Origin of the sequence: Echinicola sp. 20G, assembly GCF_015533855.1 — a bacterium.
GTDB lineage: Bacteria > Bacteroidota > Bacteroidia > Cytophagales > Cyclobacteriaceae > Echinicola.
Window position 1 is genome coordinate 4,177,114 of sequence record NZ_AP024154.1, and the last position, 22,513, is coordinate 4,199,626.

At 41.7% G+C, this 22,513-nt stretch carries 19 protein-coding genes; 13 read left to right on the top strand and 6 right to left on the bottom strand.

The genetic code is table 11. From position 1 onward, the window contains the following. The first annotated feature begins 17 nt into the window (after positions 1-17). The 11 genes from JL001_RS16875 to JL001_RS16925 all read left to right on the top strand — a co-directional run bounded on the left by JL001_RS16875 (position 18) and on the right by JL001_RS16925 (position 14,642). Positions 18-1,313, top strand: coding sequence for a RagB/SusD family nutrient uptake outer membrane protein (locus tag JL001_RS16875; protein WP_200978261.1), 1,296 nt, complete (start codon positions 18-20; stop codon positions 1,311-1,313). 19 nt (positions 1,314-1,332) lie between these two features. Next, positions 1,333-2,247: a phosphodiester glycosidase family protein gene (locus JL001_RS16880; protein ID WP_200978262.1), complete on the top strand. Its 915-nt coding sequence runs from the start codon at positions 1,333-1,335 to the stop codon at positions 2,245-2,247. A 22-nt stretch (positions 2,248-2,269) separates the two neighbouring features. Further along, positions 2,270-3,589, top strand: a complete 1,320-nt coding sequence (locus tag JL001_RS16885) for an IPT/TIG domain-containing protein (RefSeq protein WP_200978263.1) — start codon at positions 2,270-2,272, stop codon at positions 3,587-3,589. A gap of 124 nt (positions 3,590-3,713) precedes the next feature. After that, positions 3,714-4,583 (top strand): phosphodiester glycosidase family protein, encoded by an 870-nt coding sequence (locus JL001_RS16890; RefSeq protein WP_200978264.1) that lies wholly within the window; start codon positions 3,714-3,716, stop codon positions 4,581-4,583. Positions 4,584-4,935: 352 nt separating this feature from the next. Beyond that, on the top strand, positions 4,936-5,421 hold the full coding sequence (locus tag JL001_RS16895; protein WP_200978265.1) for an RNA polymerase sigma-70 factor: 486 nt from the start codon (positions 4,936-4,938) through the stop codon (positions 5,419-5,421). Positions 5,422-5,609: 188 nt separating this feature from the next. After that, positions 5,610-6,575 (top strand): FecR family protein, encoded by a 966-nt coding sequence (locus JL001_RS16900; RefSeq protein ID WP_200978266.1) that lies wholly within the window; start codon positions 5,610-5,612, stop codon positions 6,573-6,575. A gap of 88 nt (positions 6,576-6,663) precedes the next feature. Beyond that, positions 6,664-10,002 carry a TonB-dependent receptor gene (locus tag JL001_RS16905; RefSeq protein WP_200978267.1) on the top strand — a complete coding sequence of 1,113 codons (3,339 nt, stop codon included), beginning with the start codon at positions 6,664-6,666 and terminating at the stop codon, positions 10,000-10,002. Positions 10,003-10,007: 5 nt separating this feature from the next. Then, on the top strand, positions 10,008-11,759 hold the full coding sequence (locus tag JL001_RS16910) for a RagB/SusD family nutrient uptake outer membrane protein (RefSeq protein WP_200978268.1): 1,752 nt from the start codon (positions 10,008-10,010) through the stop codon (positions 11,757-11,759). A 34-nt stretch (positions 11,760-11,793) separates the two neighbouring features. Then, positions 11,794-12,774, top strand: a complete 981-nt coding sequence (locus JL001_RS16915) for a metallophosphoesterase (protein WP_200978269.1) — start codon at positions 11,794-11,796, stop codon at positions 12,772-12,774. Positions 12,775-12,870: 96 nt separating this feature from the next. Then, positions 12,871-13,782, top strand: a complete 912-nt coding sequence (locus JL001_RS16920) for a glycerophosphodiester phosphodiesterase family protein (RefSeq protein WP_200978271.1) — start codon at positions 12,871-12,873, stop codon at positions 13,780-13,782. A 632-nt stretch (positions 13,783-14,414) separates the two neighbouring features. Continuing rightward, positions 14,415-14,642: a hypothetical protein gene (locus JL001_RS16925; RefSeq protein ID WP_200978273.1), complete on the top strand. Its 228-nt coding sequence runs from the start codon at positions 14,415-14,417 to the stop codon at positions 14,640-14,642. 22 nt (positions 14,643-14,664) lie between these two features. Here the strand turns inward: JL001_RS16925 and JL001_RS16930 are convergent, their stop codons facing one another. The 4 genes from JL001_RS16930 to JL001_RS16945 all read right to left on the bottom strand — a co-directional run bounded on the left by JL001_RS16930 (position 14,665) and on the right by JL001_RS16945 (position 18,949). Then, positions 14,665-15,594, bottom strand: coding sequence for an SLATT domain-containing protein (locus JL001_RS16930; protein ID WP_200978275.1), 930 nt, complete (start codon positions 15,592-15,594; stop codon positions 14,665-14,667). Positions 15,595-15,954: 360 nt separating this feature from the next. Continuing rightward, positions 15,955-17,187: a WG repeat-containing protein gene (locus JL001_RS16935; protein ID WP_200978277.1), complete on the bottom strand. Its 1,233-nt coding sequence runs from the start codon at positions 17,185-17,187 to the stop codon at positions 15,955-15,957. Between the two features lie 46 nt (positions 17,188-17,233). Next, positions 17,234-18,169, bottom strand: coding sequence for a terpene synthase family protein (locus JL001_RS16940; protein ID WP_200978279.1), 936 nt, complete (start codon positions 18,167-18,169; stop codon positions 17,234-17,236). Positions 18,170-18,355: 186 nt separating this feature from the next. Further along, positions 18,356-18,949, bottom strand: coding sequence for a Crp/Fnr family transcriptional regulator (locus JL001_RS16945; RefSeq protein ID WP_200978281.1), 594 nt, complete (start codon positions 18,947-18,949; stop codon positions 18,356-18,358). A 237-nt stretch (positions 18,950-19,186) separates the two neighbouring features. On the opposite strand from JL001_RS16945, the gene JL001_RS16950 reads away from it, so the two are divergent. Both JL001_RS16950 and JL001_RS16955 read left to right on the top strand, forming a co-directional pair. Beyond that, positions 19,187-19,648: a MauE/DoxX family redox-associated membrane protein gene (locus JL001_RS16950; RefSeq protein ID WP_200978283.1), complete on the top strand. Its 462-nt coding sequence runs from the start codon at positions 19,187-19,189 to the stop codon at positions 19,646-19,648. Positions 19,649-20,045: 397 nt separating this feature from the next. Then, positions 20,046-20,264: a hypothetical protein gene (locus JL001_RS16955; protein WP_200978285.1), complete on the top strand. Its 219-nt coding sequence runs from the start codon at positions 20,046-20,048 to the stop codon at positions 20,262-20,264. 113 nt (positions 20,265-20,377) lie between these two features. Here the strand turns inward: JL001_RS16955 and JL001_RS16960 are convergent, their stop codons facing one another. Beyond that, the gene (locus JL001_RS16960; protein ID WP_200978293.1) at positions 20,378-21,733 is read right to left on the bottom strand and encodes a RagB/SusD family nutrient uptake outer membrane protein; all 1,356 of its coding nucleotides are present in this window, start codon (positions 21,731-21,733) and stop codon (positions 20,378-20,380) included. A gap of 45 nt (positions 21,734-21,778) precedes the next feature. Beyond that, a complete protein-coding gene (locus JL001_RS16965; protein WP_200978295.1) occupies positions 21,779-21,940 on the bottom strand; it encodes a hypothetical protein in 162 nt (53 codons plus the stop codon). Positions 21,941-22,513 lie beyond the last annotated feature (573 nt).

Below are 22,513 nucleotides of genomic sequence, written 5' to 3' on the forward strand. Positions count from 1 at the left end.
TTTTAATGAAAGAAACCATGAAATTTAATTTATCCATATTCTTGCTGGCCCTATTATTGGCCACATCTTGCAGCAATCAGTTGGATTTATATCCAAGATCTGCAGTTTCTTCCGAGTCTGAACTCACAGAGGAGGATGCCCAGTCATTCCTTATGGGGATTTATCAATCCGTGCAAAATGACCCTGGCCGCGAATCCTTTATCATGGGAGATCTTTTAGGAGGGGACCTTAACTCGGCAAGCTCTGTAAACGGAGGGGGAACCAATGCATTCATCAGTAATATTTTAAGGCCTGAGCATAGCTATCCCAAAAATATCTGGATTGGATATTATGAGGCTTTGTACCAAGTTAATACCCTGATTGAAAGTTTGAAGAACCTATCAGAATCTCCAGAATTGAATCAAATACGTGGAGTGTCTCATTACTTCAGGGCGTACATATACTATAATTTGGTAAGTAAATATGGGGGAGTGCCTATCCAAAGGGAAAATACCATGGAAAAACTGGCCAGAAATACAGCAGAGGAAGTGTACGCCTTTATTGAGGAAGACCTAGAGTACGCCATTCAACATGCTCCTGACTTCTCGGCCGATTTGGGTGGTGATTACCATTATGTTTCCAAAGATGCCGCCATGGCCATGATGGCAAGAACTAAATTGATGCAGGGTAAAAAGGCAGAGGCTGCCGCCTTGGCAGAGGAACTGATCGCAAAGCCTTATTTTGAGTTGGATAGTTTTGAGAAGATATTCCGGAGACAGGCTAATTCCGAGTTGATATTTGCTTTTGTCAACCTAACGATAGAGTCCAGTATCAACTTAAGCACTTGGTTCTACACTTATGCCCATCCCCAAAGTGGTTCCTACGTGTTCAAACCAAATCCTTGGGCGATGGAGATGTTTACTGCCTCAGACAAGAGATCTTCCATTTCGGTGGATACCTATGAGGGGCTTGATGTAGTCAACAAGTACCCCAGCGGTCAAACTGGGACAGACCCTTTAAATGTAAGCAGAATTGCTGAAATGTATCTGATAAGTGCCGAGGGGCAAGGATTGGCCGGTTTGAATAGGCTAAATGAATTACGAACCGCACGTGGGCTGGCACCTGTGTTCACTTCTTCTGAACAACAATATCTTGATTTGATATTGGAAGAGCGACGTCGGGAACTGTTTGCGGAAGGTTTTAGGTGGGTGGACCTGGTAAGAACCGGAAAGGCAGTACAGGATATTGGCATTCAGGAGAGGGAAACATTATTGCCTATTCCTGAAACAGAACTCATGTTGAATGAGAAGCTTGTTCAAAATCCTGGCTATTAACTATAAATTCAAGAAAAGGATGACTATTAATATTAAATATTTTCCGTTTTATGTATTTGCGGTTTTGATAATGTTATCGATCAGCTGTACAAATGAAGATGAGGAGCTTTCAATTATAGAGGACGAGCTTTCCCCAATAACACAAAGGCTGATCGACAGTACAGACTTGGTAAGCAATGTCTTTTGGGATACCACCTTTACAGTGGCTCCTGGGGTGGAAGAAACAGATATTCATTATTTGTCCATGAAAGGGCTGAGCATGAAAATGTTTGTTTTTAAAGTAGACCTTAAAGAAGAAGGCGTAGAGCTAAAGGCGGTTATGCCCTATGGAAGTAATGGTTTTGGTATGCAGCCTATCCCAGAAATGGTTAGCTACGTGGATGTGCCTGGCAAGAAAGTGGTGGGGGCAGTGAATTCAGACTTTTTTAACATGAACACCGGGGAGCCCAGGGGAATAGTGGTTCTTGATGGAGAAGTGGTTAAAAATTCTGCCATGCTGGATTCATTTTTCGGCATTGACAAAAATGGAAAGCCCCTTATAGAACAAGCGGATGATTTTGGTTTATATGAGGAGGAGCTACTCTTTGGACTAGGAGCCGGAGACATTCTGGTGAAAGACTATGGTTTAGCCCCGATCAGCAATGCCGATATCCACCCACGAACAGGTGTAGGCTTTACCGATTTACAAGAAGTCTATTTTATTGTGGTCGATGGACGTGATTTTGACTATTCCAATGGCTTTGGCTTATCGGAATTTGCGGAAGTATTTAAAGCCCTGGATGTAAAAGATGCTACCAATTTGGATGGAGGGGGATCATCCACCTTTGTGACCTTGCATAGTTTGTCTGATGTATTTCATGTTAGAAATAAACCTTCAGATGGCAGCCCAAGACCGGTTGCAAACGGATGGGCTATTTTGGTAAACGAAAATTAACACACCTTAAGAAGCTAAAATCATGAAATATATCAATTTTCTATTATTGACCTTTGTGGTACTTTCCGTTTGGTCATGTACTCAGGAGGACAACAGTCCTGTAGCATATAAACAGGCCTTTGTGTATACAATGAGCCCTCAAGAAGGATACATAAACGATGTGGTGATCATTTCGGGAAGGGGCTTTTCCCCAGTTCGGGAAAATAACGAAGTGATGTTCAATGGTAATTCAGCTACCGTATTGGAGGCAAACAATGGCCAGTTACAAGTGGTAGTTCCTGAGGGAGAAGGGGTGGCCAATCTAACGGTGTCCATCAATGGGGAAACTGCCGCTGGAGCAGACCTTTCATTCAGTTTCATTCAAGCCCCTGAAGAATATATGGTTTCTTCTTTAGCAGGAAATAGTGAATATGGTTTGACTGATGGTCAAGGTACCAATGCCTTTTTTAGAAACCCTGAGGGAGTTGCCAAACATCCCGAAGGATACCTTATCATTACTGACCGTACCAATAATGCGATTAGAAAAGTGGATATGGAAGGAAATGTTTCTACTATTCTTGGTACTGGTAGCAAAGGTTTCCAAAATGGCCCGGTAGCCTCTGCCACTTTGGACTATCCATGGAAGTCCTGTGTGGACAAGGTTGGAAATATTTATGTGGCTGACCGAAACAATCATGCCATCAGAAAGATCGATCCGGAAGGGAACGTAAGTACAATTGCTGGAACAGGAACCGCTGGGTATAAAGATGGTCCGGCGAATACTGCGCAATTTAACCAACCAATAGATATTACGGTCGATGATAATGGTGTTTTATATGTCGCAGACAACATTAACCATGTGATCCGAATGATCAATAATGATGGGGTCGTCAGCACAATAGCCGGAAATGGTGAAAAGGGGTACCAGGATGGAAGCCTATCAGAAGCCAGTTTCAGCAATCCTTCTGGTTTGGATGTGGATAATGATGGAAACATCGTTGTTGCCGACCGCATCAACCATTTGATAAGAAAAATCGATTTGAGGACTCAGGAAGTGAGCACTGTTGCAGGTAGCAGTCAGGGAACACGTGATGGATTGGCCCAAGAGGCACAGTTCAACAATCCTTATGGGGTAGCAGTAGGTGATGCTGGAGAAATTATCATAGCTGATTTGTCAAATCATAAAATAAGGATGATCAGGTCTGGAGAGGTTTCTACCATTGGAGGTACTGTTCGTGGCTTCTTGGATGGTCCAAGTGCAGTGGCGCAGTTTTATAACCCTACCGACGTGGAAGTTTTAAATGGGGCAATCTACATTGCAGACTTGGGGAACCACAGGGTTAGGAAAATAGTAAAAAAATAAATTTGCCATCACCAGCCTATTTGTATTAGCCTATTTTGACATATTTCACTCAAGTTGAAAGGAGGGAAGCGCATGAACCTTGGCTTCCCTCCTCAGAATTAAGACAGTTTAATCAGTATGGATTATGAATGATTTTAATAAATGGACAAGTGCTTTTTTGATGCTGATGTCAGTCAGTGGGAGTATTTGGGCTCAGGAAGTTTCCCTACCAAATACCGAATCGGCCGATGCAGAAATAATTCGAAAGGCACATTGGAAAGTGACAAAGGTATCAGATGGTATGCATGTAAAGACCACAAGTATCAATTTGTTTGATTCACCACAAGAGATATTTATGCTTGATATAGATACCGCTGTTGCTGATGTAAAGTATTTTGTAGGGATGGCCGATTTCATGGAAAAAACCTCTGTACAAGCAAAGAAATTAAATGCTGTAGCAGCCATTAATGGTTCTTTTTTTAGGAACCATGCAGAGCCCTTGGGGGCAAGCCGCCATATGGTGCTGATTGATGGGGTGGTGGTGGCAAAAACGGATTCCTTGGAGTTTGAAACAAGGGGAACGGGAGTTGTTACAGTCAAGGGCAATAAAGTGGACATTGCTGATTGGTCCCGGCAACAGGAAGTGAACATTGTTGGAAAAGCCGATCATGCACTCACTTCCGGCCCACTTTTAATGGATGATGGACAAATGATTGACCTTGAAGGTACCTCCTTTGTTCTCAAAAGGCATCCCCGTTCTGTCATAGCGTTTGACCAAGGTCACCTATTGCTCATAGTTATTGGGGGAAGGTCTGAAAAGGCGGCAGGAATGACACTTGATGAAGTACAGTTTTTCTGTAAAACATTGGGCTGTAGTGATATCCTCAATCTAGATGGTGGAGGGTCCAGTACTTTGTATGTGAAAGGATATGATGAAGATGATATTGTCAATGTTCCAACTGATGGTACTGAACGGGATGTCAAAGGTATATTTTATATCACTTCCCCAAGGTAAAATACGATTGGTTTTTAGTGTAACACAGGGATGCTATGCGCATCCCTGTGTTATATTAAACTTGCCATTTGATGGCGTTTAGGTCGAACATAGTGCGGGTGTATGTTGGGATTTTTAAATTCTTTTGATTTATGGAATTGGAAAAAGCACCTATACAGGATTGATCGGTTGGAATTGTAACCTCTCTGTTTTCAATTCTTATAGCAGAGATAATTTTTACATCAGAATCCCTACATGACCTATAATTAATATAAGGTTCAATTTTGCATAACATATTTATAGGAAATAATTGGTTGGTTTGTAACATACTGTTATGGATCAAATTCTTATAAGAAATATTAAGCGGGGCTGTTTGAAAAGCTACAAAGCCATTTTTGACAAATACTACAATGTATTATTTGCCTACGCCAATAGAATGATAAAAGATCCGGAGAGTGCCAAGGAAATAACCAATGATACTTTTTTGAAATTATGGGAATATCGTGACAGGCTGGATACGGGTGTAGATAGCCTTAAGCCATACCTTTTCCAGATTGCCCACAACCATAGCATCAACCACCTGAAGAAAACCAGGATCAACGCTACTTTTGAATTTCTGGATTCGGAAATAGCAGAACCTTTCGAGCAGCATTTAATGGAATACAGGGAGCTGGAACAGGCCATAGACCATGCTATTGATTCCCTTCCAGAACAGAGGAGACAGATATTTTTGTTAAGCAGAAAAGAAGGGTTGAAATATTCCGAAATAGCAGAACAACTGGGGATATCTCCGAGGACCGTGGAAACTCAAATTCGAAGATCGCTTCATGCCCTAAAATCATACCTCAACAAAATATAGCTTTACCTTACAGGCCATATTTTTCATCTCACTTGGTGGAATGGATAGGTGCGGATAATTTTTTCGATTTCAATCCAGTATATCGTTAAGCCCCTTGGGCCTTTTCTCAATTAGTCCGATCAACTTTTTTAAAAAATTATACAAGTACTGTAAGGGTAGTTCCCCATTACATTGTATAGCTAAATAGAATGAGAAACAATATCTACATACAGGAGAAGCTATTGGCATTTATCCAAAAAAAGACGGATGTAAAGGATAATGAGCTTATCCAGCAATGGCTGGAGGAAAGTGAGGAAAATGTCAATCTATTTCTGAAATTAAAAAAACTCTATGAGGAAGAAGATCACCCTGATTACCTTCCCAAAAATGAGATTGAAGACCAGTGGCTTAAACTGGAAGAAGGGATAGAGAAAAAAGGTGTCCGTTCCAACCGGTACAAATGGTTAATGGGTGCTGCTGCTTCCGTATTGATATTAGTGGCATTTTCTGTTTTTTGGCGCTACGGTCTTCCACCAGAAGGGCCACAAAAGGAATCTATGTACCAGACGAATACCGGCGAAAGGAAATCCGTAATGTTGGCAGATGGGACATTGGTTTGGCTAAATGCGGGAAGCAAATTGGTCGTTTCCAATGATTTCGGCCAAGAGGACAGAAAAGTCACCCTTGAAGGCGAGGCCTGGTTTGACGTGAAAAAGAATGCCAAGAAATCCTTTGTTGTTAAAGCAGGGGACATAAAAGTAAAGGTTTATGGAACGCAGTTCAACATAAATGCCTATGAATGGAACCCCACGATAAGCACCAGCCTGGAAGAGGGAAGCATCAGTTATTCTGATGGAATGTCAGGTGAATTGTTTATCGCGCCAGGGGAACAGGTGATATTCCATAAAGTGGAAAGAAGTACCACCTTAAAGCGTTTCAATACCATGGACCACATTGCATGGAAAAGCAATAAGTTGGTTCTCAAAGGTGTGCCTCTATCCTTGGCTGTAAGGAAAATAGAGAATTTTTATGGCATCCAGCTTCATGCAGATAGCCAACTGGCTGATGGGGACCTGATTACCATGACCATCGAAAATGACAGCCCACAAGAAATAGTAGATCTACTCAATACCATAACCACAAACCAATTTACCATGAAGAACTATTCTCCCTAATGCACTAAAATGAAAAAGGAAGTGCGGTAACACTTCCTTCGGTAATTTCTAAAATCTCCTTTTTGATCATTTAAAAACATCTAAAATTATGAAGAATAATAGTATTTTACAAAATACTACTTATAAGGAATTGTCATGCCCTTTCTATTGTAAAGCCGGCTCGCTTTTCCTTATCGTATCATTTCTTTTGGTCTATCCCGCATGGGCACAAAAGATCCAACTAAAAGCAGGTACACGGCCGCTTTTGGAAGTCATCCAGGAAGTTGATGGGCAGACCAATATGGATTTTGTCTACAATGCCTCGCAAATTGGCCTTCAGCAAAATGTTAGTATCAAGGTAAGTGGACTGCCTTTGGAGAATACCTTGGACAGTGTGTTTTCCGGTACCGGTATTTCCCATAAAATCCAAAACAACCATATCGTTTTGGTCAAAACCGTAGCAAAAGATGAACTTGTCCATGGAAAAGTTACCGATGCCGAAACGGGCGAAGCCCTGGTAGGTGTTACGGTACGTCTAAAAGGTACGTCAATTGGTACGGCCACCGATATTGAGGGAAACTTTACACTAAAGGCCCCATCTGGAGCAGTGATGTTGTTTACCTATATCGGTTATCAAGCTCAGGAACACCCCATAGGCAGTCAGCACGAGTTTTCAATCAGCTTGGCCATGGAAACCACTGGAATGAATGAGTTTGTGGTAGTGGGATATGGTCGTCAACTAAAAGAACAGCTTACCGGATCCATATCTAAAATTGAGGACAAGCAGCTTGAAAAGAGGCCCGTGGTATCCACTTCTGCAGCCCTTCAGGGACTGGCCCCTGGGGTTACCGTGACCCAACAAACTGGGGCTCCCGGTGCGGATGGTGGACAGATAAGGATCAGAGGCATCAATTCATTTGGTGGTTCGGACAGCTCTCCACTTATTTTGATTGACGGGGTGGCGGGGAATTTAAATATGATTGATGTCAACCAGATTGAATCCATATCCGTGCTCAAGGATGCGGCTTCAGCAGCCATATATGGTTCAAGGGCTGCCAACGGTGTTGTACTGGTAACTACCAAAAGGGCTTCTGCTGATAAATTTGCCCTTAATTACAAGACCTATGTGGGGAAAAGTGAGGCTACCTTTATCCCGAAAGTGACCGATGGACTGACATTTATGGAGGTTTTTAACGAAGCCAACAACAATGATTATGGATATCCACTCTATAGTGAAGAGGAAATAAATGACTTTCGGTCAAAATACGCAGAGAATCCTGATAATTATGACTGGCAGCAAGCGATTTTAAATGGTTCAGGATTGACGCAGAACCACTTTTTGTCCTTGATGGCGAATTCCGATAAGATTTACGTCATGCCTTCCATTAGCTATACCGACCAACAGGGTATTATAGAAAACACGGGGTTCAAAAGGATCATTGTAAGAAACAATATGGACATCAAGCCCAGTGATATGCTGGCCATTAAATTTGACATGTCCTTCAACAATAGTGATAGGAAGCAAATCGCCCATGAAGGGGACGTTTGGAATTATTTGGGACGTATGCCCACCAATATCCCCATCAAAAGGGCCGGGCAATGGTCGGAGGGCTGGGTAAACGTTAACCCGGTAGCCCAAATAGCAGAAGGGGGCAATGATAGAACCAATAACATTGAATTGATCGGTAACCTTACTGTGGATGTTAAACCTTTGGAATGGTTGACCCTGACCGGAAAAATGGCTCCCCGGTACCGTACCAGAAATACACATGAATTTTCCAAAAGCATCATGACCTATAATGATGATGGTTCGGAGTCCGGGGCAGCATATACTTTTACAAGCCTTACTGAAACCGCTTACCGGTATTATTTTGAAAACTACCAATTTTTGACCCACGCGGAGAAGTATTGGGATAATCACCATTTCAAGCTGTTATTGGGTACTTCCAAGGAATCCTATGACCAAAAGTATTTGATGGGATACAGGAGGGATTATACCTATGATACTTATGAAGTGCTTGCCGCAGGAGCAGATGATGCCACAAAGGACAATAATGGCACCCATGCACAATGGGTATTGGTATCTGGCTTTGGAAGGCTGAACTATGATTTCAAGGACCGTTACCTCTTTGAGGCCAATTTTAGATATGATGGTTCTTCCAGGTTCAGCCCTGAGAACCGATGGGCCGCTTTCCCATCCTTCTCTGCTGGATGGTTGCTGTCTGAAGAGCCCTTTATGGCCGGGACAAGGCACATTATCGACCAAATAAAAATTAGAGGTTCATGGGGCCAACTTGGAAATCAGAATATTGGCAGCTCCTACTATCCTTACATGGAAACGTTGGCCGTAGGAAGCATATCCATGGCAGAACAAATCCACCAGTTGGTAACCTTGAATACCATGTCCAATCCTGACTTACGTTGGGAAGAGACCACGGTAACCGATATAGGTATGGATATCAGCCTGTTTGAAGACCATTTCTCCCTGACGGCAGATTGGTATAAAAAAGTTACGGACGGCATTTTATTGACCTTGTATACCTCCCAGTTGACAGGCCTCAATGCCCCTTATCAAAATGCAGCAGTTGTGGAAAATAAGGGATGGGAATTGGGTGCCAATTATGACAATCAATGGGGTGATTTTGATCTGAACCTTGGATTTAACCTTTCTGATGTCAAAAACAGGATCACGGACATGCGGGGCCAAACTTCGGGAACCCTGCTGCGACAGGAAGAAGGATTTGCCATTAATTCCATCTATGGTTATGTAGCTGATGGTTTATACCAGTCCCAAGAGGAGATAGATGCCGGGCCAACCCAATTTGGAACCTTACAGCCCGGTGATATCAGGTATAGGGATATTGCAGGCGATTTTGACGAGAACAACAACCCTATTCCCGATGGTAAAATCAATGATGATGACAAAGTAATGATCGGGAATACCATCCCTAGGTATACCTATGCGATGAACCTTAACCTCGGGTGGAAAGGCTTTAAGTTATATGCCCTGTTCCAGGGAGTAGGCAAAGTGGACGGTTACCTGAACTCCCATTATGTAATACCGGCTGTCAATTCAAGTGCCGTGAAAACCTGGCAATTGGATTATTGGACTGCTGACAATACAGATGCAGCATTTCCAAGGCTATCCACCACATCCACCAACAATACCCAGAATTCTACCTATTGGATGAAAAGTGCCTCATACCTAAGACTCAAAAACTTGCAAGTTGGCTATGAATTGCCCAAAAAATGGTTGGAGAAACTTAAAGTGGACAATGTCTACCTCTACGCAAATGGCCAGAACCTGTTTACCAAAACTGATTTTTGGCAGGGGTATGACCCTGAAGTAAACTACAATGCCAATGCCTCCGCCGGAGTTTCATTGGGAAGCGGTGCATACTATCCCCAAGTAAAAATGTATTCCTTAGGTCTAGACATTAAATTTTAATTACCATGAAACGAAATATAACTTATATCCTGTTACTGACTTTGGCCATGCTTAGTGCCTGCGACCTGGATAGATTGCCCATGAACGGGCCAACAACCGGGACATTTCCTGCTACTGAGGAAGAAGCTACAATGGGCCTTTTGGCCGCTTACAAAGGCCTTACTCTATTGGATGCCGCCAATACCCCTTTTTTACATGTGATGGACAATATTAGCGACATAGGATATGCCCGTCCCAGTAATAACTATACTTCTCCCATTACCAGCTCATTGACCACGGACAATGCCCTGGCAACCAAGCCCTGGGAGTACCATTACAAGACCATTGCCAGGTGCCATACGGTATTGGATAACCTGGAGAATATCCGGAACTCCATATCCGAGGAAAAATTCAATCAACTAGATGCCGAGCTGCGGGTAATTAGAGCATATTGTTATTCTAAATTAATAGAACTCTATGGAGATGTCCCATTGGTTTTGAACGCCTTGGGCTTGGATGATGCCAACCTTCCAAGGACTTCAAAAGCTGAGATCCAACAATGGATCATCGATGAAATGAGCGATGTGGCTGATCATCTTCCCGTTGCACAACCTGCATATGGAAATGTCAGGGTAGGCAGTGTGGCGGCTTATATGTTGAAAGCCAGGGTGGCATTGTATGCGAAACAATTTGATATGGCAGCAGCGGCTTCGAAGAAAGCAATTGAACTGGCCAATGGGGTATATGCTTTGACACAATTTGATGGCTCCAGCCAGTTTGCCAACCAGGACCATTTGTCCGGAGAGCCTGAATGCTCCAATATATTTGGCTATGATGGATATCGTAATAGTAGTGAATGGATTTGGGTGTTTGAGTACAACCAGAATATTTCAGGGAACACCCATAACCAAGGGTACTATTTTGGGTCCCGGTTGGGAAAAGGATGTAGCTATTGGGGGCCAACCCAAAACCTTATCGATTCCTTCCAGTGTATCGATGGACTGCCAATAGATGAATCGCCCCTTTACAATGCCAATGAACCTTTCCGGAACAGAGATCCCAGATTGGACATGTATTGTGCCAGGCCACATGCCAGATTGATGGGCTTTCAGTTTGAAACCAATACGACCTTCGACCAGGTCAATAATTACTGGCCATTGATCAACGGGGAATCCAATGCTCCCGTGGTGGTTTCCAATACGGATTCAAAAAATGCTTACCGGACTTTCAGCGGCTACCTGTGGAGGAAACATACCGATAATGCCGATTACCTGACCAACTCATCAAGAGGTGTCTCTGACCTCAACCTAGGGGTGTTCAGATTTGCGGAATTGCTTTTGATATATGCCGAAGCCAAGATTGAATCCAATGATATAGATGCCACAGTCTACGAAGCCATTGACCAGGTCAGGCGTAGGGCGGATATGCCAGAATTGGACAAAAACCTTTCCCAATCCCAGTTGCGATCCATCTTGAGGTATGAACGTAAAATTGAACTCTGCAATGATGGATTGAGATGGTATGATATCAGGAGATGGGGGATTGCCGACCAGGTAATGAACGGGGTAATTTATTTGAACAGGAACGGAAATGCTTGGAGCAGTAATGTGGTGGTGGATATTGATGAGAACCATACACCTGTTTATGATCAGGCAGAAGCCATCAATTACTTTACCACCCAGGAAGTGGTTTATCAAATTAACAAAGATGAGGTATGGCCTGTTCCGCAACAGGAAATAGATATTAACCCCAACCTTACACAAAACCCTGGATACTAAGGGAACTATTGATTTCACTTTGACTTTAACAAAAATGGAAAATAATTTAATGGTAAGAGATATTGTTAGAATAGTAACCTTCAAGATAATTGCCATGCTTTTTTTGATACTGGTATTTGGAGAAGTCAAGGCACAGAAGGATACTGTGTCGATTCTCCATATAACTGATCTGCATGTTATATTTAATCCAGAGGCCTATATTGAGGAAATGATGGTTTACCGCCAAAAGAAAGATTATCACTTGGGTGAGGGCAGGTTGAGGGAATTCCTTTCAACAGTACCGGCCACAACCAAAAGTGATATGGTAGTGGCCACGGGAGATCTGATTGATTTCTTTGAATCTGAAGTAGGGGATGGCTCCATCCTGGATATCCAGACAAGGCAGTTTTCAAAATTGCTGGATGAATATGATGTGCCTATCCACCTGACCATGGGCAACCATGAAACCTTTACCTTTGAGTGGGACGATTCATTGGAGTATAAGCTGTTGCACCATCAGTACCATACTGGAAAGGCCCGTGCCCTGTGGATCAGAAATCTTGAGGATTTTAAAAATGGGACCTACTATAGCAAAAAGCTCGAGGTCGGGAAGACCCAATATAAACTGATCTTTCTGGATGATAGCTTTTATGAATTCAAAGACGACGACGATACTGATGTTCCCTATATTAGCAAACCACAGGAATATTGGTTGGAAAATGAGTTGAACGCTTCCCAGGATGATGTTGAAATCATATTTATGCATATTCCATTTGGCGCCAAGGTGAGCGAAAAAAATGCCTTTTACAAGGTCCTCCAGAAACACCCTTCTTGTAAACTGGTAGTTGCAGGCCATCACCATAAGGATATTATCAGAAGCTATCCAAACGATAAGGATGGCTTCGTTCAGGTGCAGACAGCAGCACTGGTAAATAGTGTGGAAAATTGGCGATTGATCAAGCTTACCGATGACCGGATATTGGTTACAGAAACGGGTAATAGATCGGCCAGTGAGGTGGTCATTTCTCTTGATTAGGGAATCTAGTTAAATCAACATATCAACCTTGGGTCAAAACACTTTTATAACCATTGTTTCAAAGTGTTTTGACCCTTGTTCAAATTATTGTATATAATGAAAACGATAAAAGTAATCCATGGAGTTCTTCTTTGTCTCTTTATAAACCTATTTGGTGCTTATGGTCAATCAAGTGAAGATGGTGAACGTAACTTTTTAAGGTTTGCTACGGCCCAAGAGCTTCATGAATTTTTCACCTATACGGGAAGGAATAGTCCGTTAATCAGTGGGCATAGGGGAGGAAAGGAGAGTGGTTATCCTGAAAACAGCATAGAGGCCTTTGCCAATACTTTGAAACATACCCCAGTTTTTTTTGAAATTGACCCCAGGTTAACCAAGGATAGCATTATTGTGCTGATGCATGATGCCAGTCTGGAACGGACCACCAATGGACATGGGAAATTAAGGGACATTTCATGGAAAGAGGCCCAACAGTTATGTTTGAAGGATGTTAATGGCATTCTGACTGATCTTAAGATCCCTTCACTCGAAGAAGTAATTTTATGGAGCAAGGGAAAGACCATAGTCAACCTTGATCATAAAGATGTTCCCATGGAGATGACTGTAGCTTTGGTCAAAAGACTCAATGCATTTGATCATGTGATGATCACGGTCCATGATCCAAGTGAAGCAAGTTATTATTTGAAGCAACACCCTGATTTTATGTTTTCGGCCTTTATCCGCAACCAAGCCGAATTCAATTCTTATGAGGAGGCAGGTATCCCTTGGAGCCAGATTATGGCGTATGTCGGCCCCATGAGCAAGCCAGAAAATCAAGCCCTTTATGATCAGCTGCACGCCAAAGGTGTGCTGGTCATGATCTCTGCTGCTCCCAGCTATGATAAAATGGATAACAAAGAGGAGCAATTTGATTCCTATATTAAGGTATTTGAAGAGGGAGCTGATGTTTTGGAATCGGATTACCCCATTGAGGTGGCCAAAGCGTTAAAAAGTTTTATTATTCTATGACAGGATGGACGGAGACAGGATATTGGCTAAAATCAGTTTAGATTTTGTAGATCTAAAACATTTTAAAAAAAATGTATCATTTAAACTTTAGTTTTTAGCACCAATACAAAATAGAAGACTGAAATCAATAAAAATATGGATATCAATAAACCTAAATAGGAAACTATTTGCATAGCGGTTAGTATATCATTTGGATTATAATATATAATATATCCAGCATTGGTGATAATCATAGACAACACCAGGAAATAGATAAGATTCCTCTTCATGATTAGGATCAACGTGGGCTTGTTTTTAATCAAGTAAATATAGTTTTGAGTATAATAAATTTTTCGAATAAAAATAAAAATTTAAGGAGTTATTTATCGATTTAGCATACCATCCCAGTATGATCCCTTACCCAAAGCTCCTTTCCTTTTAATAGCTCTTCTGTTGCTTTTAACAATAATTTCTTTTCAGATAGAGTGGCATTTTGGGCTTTCAGAACCAATTGATCTTGGTTCTGAAATATCCTTTAACAAAAGGACAGCTGAAGGAGGTGTGCGCAAAAAGGATAGGCCTATTGATAGCGAACCAATTAAATGGCTGTTCCGGCACCGGAACAATTTTTCAAGTGATGGAAATATTTTATTATGGCTGCACCTATCCAATTAGATACAGGAAATTGCAAGGAACTAGGTACTTTTTTGTACAGGAAGGGGGATAGGTTGGACAGGGGGCATTTTCCACCAGTACTCAAACAGTACCCCATCCACTCAGGAGGGTTCTACAGGATACATGGCAAGGTAGTGGAAGAATTTGGGGTGTATGCCGTGGAAGTAAGAGCTTTGGGCAAAGTGGGCGTAAGGAAAAATCAATGACCTTAATACCCGGAAGAAGGTTTTAGTTTTCCTTTTTGTTTCTGAAATCATGTTTAATTTCAACGATTTCATCTTCTTTGATAGAAACAAATTTCTCGATTGTCTTAGTTTTGTCTGTATCCAGAGTTGTCATCGTCAATAGGTATCTTCCCAATTTTAGGTTATCAAATGAACAAGAGTAATTGGATTCGTCTAAAGCTAAAGTCTTGGTCAAACTTGCTCCTTTAAGAGATATTGTGACTTTTGCTTTTTGTTCTTTTTCAAATTCAATGAGAAGGGCACCTCGTTGGTTTTTCTTGTTTTCTTCATCATTTTTTTGTTTGATGTTTTTCTTTATTTCTTCCTTATTGGTTTTTAGTTGCTCTCTTGATAAATTTAATTCTTCATTTACTTTACTGTTAAATGATTGTAATTGTTCAGAAAATAGGGTTTTCCATGATTCTGTTTCAGTAATGATTGTTTCCCTTATAGTTGTATCAAAGGCAAGCAATATGGTCATTAATTCATTTTTCTGTTCCAATGTTGGGTTTTGGACATCAATACTCTGTAAAAGCTGTATCCATTTGCCGTTGAACTCAGCAATTATCTTATCCAATTGCATCTTTACCGAAGTGAACCTCATCCATGCCATAGAGTGTCCAAATAATCTATCAAGTAGTAAGGCTACACTTGCTAATGCCAAGGATAAATAACCTATTGAATAATAATTTACAATTTGATTAAAAATGCAAATCTCATCTGAAGGGCCTTTCAGAATGGGTAAGATTAGACTAAATGAAAAACCCAGAACGGCCAACAAAATGAAGGCATTTGAAAAATATCTCCTTCTTGATTTGCCCTTGGTATAAAATATTAATTGCTCATCTGAATATTCTATTATCTTATTCAAATAATCGATGATGATTGCATTGTTAAAACCGGCAATGCCCCAATTTCTATCTGAAGCTTTCATATTTGTTTAAAAGGCTAATTGAAAGTAATGGAGAGTAAACTCCTTCCAAGTAATAATTTAGATCATTAACAATAGCAGCTTTTAAACAACTTAAGGCTGATTATCCCATAAAGGCATTCTGGTTTTTCAATATGTTCTATTGAAATTTTATAGTGAAGTTAAGCATATTTGAATTCAATAAAAATACCATAAAAATGGTATTTTTATGATTCATTAAATTGGGTTTCAACACTGTAATTGTATAAATCAATTACTCTAATTTATTTTTCTGAGATTCCCATAAACTATGAATATTTGATTTTTTTCTTGGTGTTTATTTTTTTCCATTTGATGCACATTCAATAAAACAAAATTCAACAGTTAAAATCCATCTCCCTCCTGAAACAAAAACAGAAACTCTCCACTCTCATCAATCAGCCCGTCCCTGACCACTGTTTTTCCGTTTTCAAAAGTTGTTGTTCTGGCCAACATTAATCCGTTTTTATAGTCCTTCAGTGCTCCGTAACTGAAATCAAGAATAATGTCCCCATGAATAGCTATCAGGCCATAACGTCCTTCTTTTCTGAAAATGGCCTTACCGGTATCTATTAATTGCCTGAGCGTTGGAGAAAACTTTTCGGTTTCATAGTGAAGGGGAATCTCGAAATTATATTCGTCCAAATAATAATACTTGGAATCATACTTTTCCACAATCTTACCCTTTTTATTGATCAAAAGAATGGGACTGTTGATCTCTTCTCTTACTAGTGCATGGTCTTTGTAAAAGGGGGTGGCATAGGTATAATCCGCTGGGATCACCAGTTCATTTGATGGGTTGATGTAGCCCTGTTTGCCTTTGTTGTCCGTAACCCGTGCCATGCCACATGAAAAGCGGGTGGGTTGGGCATGGTAGTTAAATGGTATGACTGTTTTACCTTCTTTATCAATAAATCCCCATTTATGCTCTTTGTTTTGAACAGAAGCCAGCCCTTCATAAAAACTCCCTGCACTCAGGAATTGGGGAGCGATCTTCATCGCCATGGATTTGTCCATGTAGCCAAAGATTGATTTTGGACTTTTGATGGTTGCAAGTCCCTCAGAAAAGGGAAGCATTCCAGAATTCCTGCCAAGTATACTAAACCATCCAAACAAGCCCTTGTCTGCATTGGGAAAAAATCGGAAATAGTCTGTTTTGGTTAAGGTGTCGATTGGTTCGCCACGAAAGTCAAAATATAGATAGGATAAGTCTCTTTCTCCCTCATAGTTCAATTGGGCAATTCCTCCATTTTTACTCCATTCCCATAAAACCCTTACTTTCAATACGGTATTATTGTTCGCAATATCCTTGATCAAATAATTATCCCCTGAGGTTTCCAGGCAATGTCCGCTTTGGATCTGAAAGGGTATCGTGTTGAACAATTGTGGTTCCCAATTTATCTTATGGGGACGGGAAGGGTTTTCCATATCATACAACAGAATGGAACTGTTGTTTTTGAGCGTAATGTAGGAACCATCAAAAGGCATGTATTCCCTAAATGAACTTTCCATATTTCCTTTCAATGTTGGCTGGGCCATAAGGAACAGGGGAAATAGGCTTAAAAATAAGATGGACATTGATTTCATTTTTAAATTATTTAGTTGGTTTGAACTGATTATAATTCTATTTGTACCTTCCCGTATCTTCCCTGGCCCAAAGTTCCATTCCTTTCAATAGTTCGTTGATGGCTTTTACCAATAATTCCATTTCGGATGGAGAGACATTTGGGATTTCCCGAACCAATTGAACTTGGTTCAAAAAGATCTTTTGATGAAAGGCCAGGTGCTGCTTTACCCTTTCAATGGATTGTTCCCTTGAGATTCTGTACTGTTGTTCTTTGAGCAGGATCAGGTTATGGAAATCACCTGCTGCTGCTTCCTTTACATAGGAGGACAAATCATTGGAGAGGCAGATCAAGTTTACAATGGTCTGGTACAAAGGTGCCAAATGGGGATGGTGGACAAGACGTCCAAAAGGGTAAATATTGAGGTAAGCCAGTAATTCAATGGCAATTCCAGCCCCAGAGCAGTGTTTTAAATGTGAAAAATATTCAATAACAGTAGGGGATGTATTGGTGGCCAGGTTCTTGGCTTCCCATAGCCCTGCCTTTAGGAATTTTCGAACATAATTGATAAGTCTGACTCCTAACTCTTTATCAGCTGCACATTGTCGGAACCATCCCCAATGGACCTCTTGAAAGACCTCTATAATGGCACTTGTGCCGGTATATGCAATATTCTTTTTGATAGCACTATATTGGTGAAGCAGCTCCTTCCAGAATTGAACCCTGATATTGCCCTTTAATTGATCCGCCCTGTCGTCCAGACAAAATAGTATGAGAAAAAGCCTCATGATCTGTTCCAATTCCACTTTGCTCGCTTTGGGGAAAAGTCGTGCAGCAAATTTGTTCAGCTTTTGGGAGCGGCAGCACCTAAACTCATTTTCATCTATAAAAAGCCCTTTTCTTTTTGCCCACTCATAAACCCTTTCTGAAACAGGTTCATAACTGGGGTTCAATAAGGGAACTGCAGTCCCATGATTCAAAGTTTCGTAATTCATCTGTAATAAAAATTGTAGTGGTAATAAAATAATGGCCATTGAAGGCTTCATGGAGATAAAACAATCCCAACACTTTGCTTTAAAATAGGGAAGGGCAATTTTGATTAGCAAAGCTTATAGAAAAAAAGTACTCCCTGATTACTGATGAATGTCATAGGACATTTTTGGGTAAATATCCGGCCGCTACTACCCCATCAATCCCAGTTTTTTTAAAGTCCTTCTCATTTTTGAAACTGAACATTTGAATAGATGTCCTTTGTCCTTAATGCTCAATTTTCCGTTTTCATATGGGAAATCGGTGGCCAGTTTCAATAGACCTTCCTCCAAGGGCAGGTTAAAGATATTGTGCCAGGCCTCATAGTCCTGGGCAATGCCCCTGTTGATGGCTGTGGAGAGATTGGTGACACCTTGTATTTTGTCCAGTACGTGCTTTTCTGCAATGGTGCTGAGTTCCAGCACCACGGAATACTCAAGGGTTTTGATGATATATGGAGAGGGAACCTGATGGGTGAAACTTTCCAAATGGGTGGCCACCATACCCTTTTTAAATATCCTTACCCTAAAATCACGGCCACTCTCGCTAGGGTAGAGCATGGCAACTGCCCCTTTGAATACATATCGGGCATAATGTTCGGTTTCCCCTGTACCTTTTAGTTCCGTACTTTTCGGGTAGCTTTTCAGGGGAAGATGGGGGACCAATTGCTCGTACACCGATATGTCAAGGCGGTAATAATGATCAAATTCCTTTTTAAGCTCTTCGGCAGTCAAAAATCTTTCCATAGGCAAAAACTTCACATGCACCCCGGGGAGGGGTGAAAAACCATACATACAGCATTAGGAGTAAACATAAGAAAACCAGTTGTTTAATTCAATTTTGACTGTCGGCAATTGTTAGCAGGTTACGGAAATATGTCATATGAAGTCCTTTAGGTAAAAAGTGCAATATTTTGTTGGAATTGTTTTAATGTAATTGTCAGGTCTGCTAACTTAAAATCAAGATCAACGGAAAAATTGCCTATGTACCTGTCCAAAACACTGAAAATTATTGCCGATAACCATAGGGAAATCATGGCCCACGTACTGGCCTTCCTTTACACCTATACGGCCATCAGTAAATGGTACGATTGGGAAGCAACCCGCATCTCAATGTCCAATCAGGTATTCCCTGAGTGGCTGGGCACTATCATACTCTATTTCCTGCCCCCGGCAGAATTGGCCCTGGCCATTCTGCTGCTCGGAAGGAGGACGGTAGGCCCGGCCCTTTGGGTAAGCCTTGGACTGTTAACGGTATTTACTGGATATATTTTTCTTGTACTAATGGGGATTTTTGATCGGGTCCCCTGCAGTTGTGGGGGAGTACTAAGTGCATTGGGCTGGGGAGAGCACTTGGTTTTTAATCTATGCTTTATGGCACTCAACCTCATAGGGATCTATAAAAGTCAGTCGTTCAAGAAGCGCAAAGCAATTGTAGGAAATTAGTTGGCCAAGGATTTAGCTGTTGTATTCAAGTCTGGAAAGTGGCATTGCAAATATCTATTATTTATGGACCCAGATTGCAAATCTAGGCCAGCACGGTCAACCAGTTATACAAATAAATTAACATCATCGGCATATAGCCAGCACAACGGGAAACTCCCGCGAGTAGGTTTGAATTGAGTTTTTCATAACAAAGCAAAGAAAGAAAAAATGTACGGCCAGTGAAGGTACAAGGTACTTGCCTGGCAACGGTAGGGGAGAAAACCGGACGCTCCTCTCAAAAGATTGTCAAGCGTAACACAACGATCGAAACGCCCGGATACATTTGTAATATTTAAACCATAAAACTATGAAAAATAGTGTTTTAAATTTAGTAAAGGGTGGGGTTTTTCTCCTTGCCATGGTTGCGGCATTCGCATTTACAACTCCGACCAATCTTCAGAATGGCTTCGGAGCTGAGAGGGATCAGGACGGTGATATTGTGGCATGGCATGATGTCAGCCAACTAAGCCCCTCGGAATATGAATGCAATGCGTCGGAGTATGATTGTATTTATGCAGAGGATGATGAGAGCTCAACGGCACTTGAGCCAGGTACCTTTGAATTGACCAATCCTTAATGGATAGTAGGTAAGGGGCTGTCAATGTTTTTGCAGCCCCTTTGTTTAAATGAGGATATGATCCTCACTATTTTTTGACCATTATTACATTCTTTTCCAATCCCCTAAGTTCCTTACCTTTCATTCTGTATTATTCCGCTGACATTGATCTCGTCAGGAGGAATGGGGAATACATACTTTTTCGACCCAGGCTCCAAGCGATAAGACTGGCCATCCACCGTCCGCTCTATGGTAAGTGCAGATTCCGCTTCCCTGTTGAGGCGCCTTAAATCTACCCACCGTGTTCCCCTGCACAACAATTCTTTTTTCCTTTCCTCCAGTATAAGGGCCAATAGATCAGTATCTGCTGTCTGGATGCCTTCATAAGTCCCTGATAAATACCGTTTCACCAATAGCCCGTCCAGGGTTTCTCTCGCGCTGTCAAAGTCACCGGTTCTGGCCAGGCATTCGGCCTTGTTGAGGTAAAGCTCATCGGTGGCAAGCCCGCAAAAATAGGTGACCGTTCCTGTATAGGTTCCTTTGAAGTCCATCCCGAAACTGTTTTCACGGAAAAAGGACTGTTTTCTAAGATCATCTTCCCCGTAACTTCCATATATTCCCGGTAGGACAACAGTGTTGCTGTTGCGGATGAAGCCGTGGGTGACCATTTCGCTGTGGAAAATGACCTCATTGTTGAACTGTTCAAAAGGATAGGTGGCTTCAAGGTCAAGATCATTGAAATCCAATAGGTCATCCTCAATGGATAGAGCTGCTTCCGCATAATTAAGGGCATTGGGATAATCTCCCATGGACAGGTACACTCGTGAGAGCAGGGCATGGGCGGCCCATTGGCTGGGCCTGCTTTTGTAATCGGGCATCTGCGGTAATAGGGTTACAGATTCCTTTAGGTCTTCTATGACCTTTTCATAGGAATTTGCCAAACTGGCCCTAGGTGCATCCAGGTTTATATCTGGACTTAAGCGTAATGGAATGCCCAAAGCCCCATCGTTTTGGCCGGGGACATAGGCAGGGGAAAACAGGCTGAGCAGGTTGTAAAAGGCATTGGCCCGGTAAAATAATGCCCTGCCCCGAACATGGTCATACTCCATAGGATCATCATCTCGGGAAAGTTCATCCAACCCATCCAGGACCACATTGGCATAAAATACCTGCTGGTAGAACACGGTCCATTCAAAACCGTAATTTTCAAAAATGCTTTTATTCCAAATATAGGTGTTCTGTTCCACTGTGGAATAGGATCCGAAACCGTTGTCTGTGGTGACCAGTTCGTCCCCAGCCAGAAGTCCCAAGGCGGGACCGTCGTTCATGTCCCTTCTGGAAGCGTCCAACAGCTTTTGCAGGTCTGCGAGACTTTCTGGCACGACAATGCTTTTTTCAGGCTTTTCATCCAGGAACTCCTCACAGGAGCTCAATAAATGTACGATGCTGATGATCATAATTGTAAGTATGGGTTTGAGTTTGTATTTCATATTTGTAGAATTTAGTCGTTAATAATGAGTCAAGAGATTTGAGATTTAAGACTGGTTTTCGGTAGCGAGGCCTTTCTGAAATCCGTCATTGCGAATGAAGGCCAATTGGGTTGCTGAGCCTATCTTGCCATCAGGTAGGCCTGGCCAAAGTACCAAATGGTCAGAATGAAGCAATCCCATATTAATAAATCGAGACTGCTTCGGCATTGGACACTTCGGCTGAGCTCAGTGGCCAATAACTCGCAGTGACGTATTAATGTCTCTTCTAAAAAAGAGTCCCGGTTTCCCGTCTGGAAACTTTTCCCGCGCATACGATGATGTTGTATGATTTACATATGAAGAAAGTGGCGGTAAGGGACTCTGTTTAGATGTTAGATACAAGACCCCGATAGTCATCAGGACAGGCGCTAGATAAAAGACTGATTCACATGATAGAGGCCGTCCTACAACCCGTCATTGCGAAGGATCTGCCCTGTCTGACGTCAGGCAGGCCTGGCGGAGACTGTGGCAATCCCGTATATGGAAGTTGAGATTGCTTCGGATTCATTCTTCACCCCCGCAATGACGTTTAAAGGATTCGAGACTGCCACATCCTCCTGCGTCGGATTAGCAGTGACGTAAGCCTGCTTTCATCTTTTACCATTGTTCTATTCTTTATAATTCTTGCTACTCAAAAACAAGCTCCGCCCACCGCCTTTTTAGTATCACCCTGTAAACAATTTGTTTTAAACTAAACATAAATTGAGTTGGTGGACGAAGCCGTTTCTTTTAATATTCAAT

What these genes read in the sequence shown, in the direction of transcription:
- JL001_RS16875 (WP_200978261.1), top strand. Translation starts at nt 18, where the DNA reads ATGAAATTTAATTTATCCATATTCTTGCTGGCCCTATTATTGGCCACA.
- JL001_RS16880 (WP_200978262.1), top strand. Translation starts at nt 1,333, where the DNA reads ATGACTATTAATATTAAATATTTTCCGTTTTATGTATTTGCGGTTTTG.
- JL001_RS16885 (WP_200978263.1), top strand. Translation starts at nt 2,270, where the DNA reads ATGAAATATATCAATTTTCTATTATTGACCTTTGTGGTACTTTCCGTT.
- JL001_RS16890 (WP_200978264.1), top strand. Translation starts at nt 3,714, where the DNA reads ATGAATGATTTTAATAAATGGACAAGTGCTTTTTTGATGCTGATGTCA.
- JL001_RS16900 (WP_200978266.1), top strand. Translation starts at nt 5,610, where the DNA reads ATGAGAAACAATATCTACATACAGGAGAAGCTATTGGCATTTATCCAA.
- JL001_RS16905 (WP_200978267.1), top strand. Translation starts at nt 6,664, where the DNA reads ATGAAGAATAATAGTATTTTACAAAATACTACTTATAAGGAATTGTCA.
- JL001_RS16910 (WP_200978268.1), top strand. Translation starts at nt 10,008, where the DNA reads ATGAAACGAAATATAACTTATATCCTGTTACTGACTTTGGCCATGCTT.
- JL001_RS16915 (WP_200978269.1), top strand. Translation starts at nt 11,794, where the DNA reads ATGGAAAATAATTTAATGGTAAGAGATATTGTTAGAATAGTAACCTTC.
- JL001_RS16920 (WP_200978271.1), top strand. Translation starts at nt 12,871, where the DNA reads ATGAAAACGATAAAAGTAATCCATGGAGTTCTTCTTTGTCTCTTTATA.
- JL001_RS16925 (WP_200978273.1), top strand. Translation starts at nt 14,415, where the DNA reads ATGGCTGCACCTATCCAATTAGATACAGGAAATTGCAAGGAACTAGGT.
- JL001_RS16930 (WP_200978275.1), bottom strand. Translation starts at nt 15,594, where the DNA reads ATGAAAGCTTCAGATAGAAATTGGGGCATTGCCGGTTTTAACAATGCA.
- JL001_RS16935 (WP_200978277.1), bottom strand. Translation starts at nt 17,187, where the DNA reads ATGTCCATCTTATTTTTAAGCCTATTTCCCCTGTTCCTTATGGCCCAG.
- JL001_RS16940 (WP_200978279.1), bottom strand. Translation starts at nt 18,169, where the DNA reads ATGAATTACGAAACTTTGAATCATGGGACTGCAGTTCCCTTATTGAAC.
- JL001_RS16945 (WP_200978281.1), bottom strand. Translation starts at nt 18,949, where the DNA reads ATGGAAAGATTTTTGACTGCCGAAGAGCTTAAAAAGGAATTTGATCAT.
- JL001_RS16950 (WP_200978283.1), top strand. Translation starts at nt 19,187, where the DNA reads ATGTACCTGTCCAAAACACTGAAAATTATTGCCGATAACCATAGGGAA.
- JL001_RS16955 (WP_200978285.1), top strand. Translation starts at nt 20,046, where the DNA reads ATGGTTGCGGCATTCGCATTTACAACTCCGACCAATCTTCAGAATGGC.
- JL001_RS16960 (WP_200978293.1), bottom strand. Translation starts at nt 21,733, where the DNA reads ATGAAATACAAACTCAAACCCATACTTACAATTATGATCATCAGCATC.
- JL001_RS16965 (WP_200978295.1), bottom strand. Translation starts at nt 21,940, where the DNA reads ATGCCGAAGCAGTCTCGATTTATTAATATGGGATTGCTTCATTCTGAC.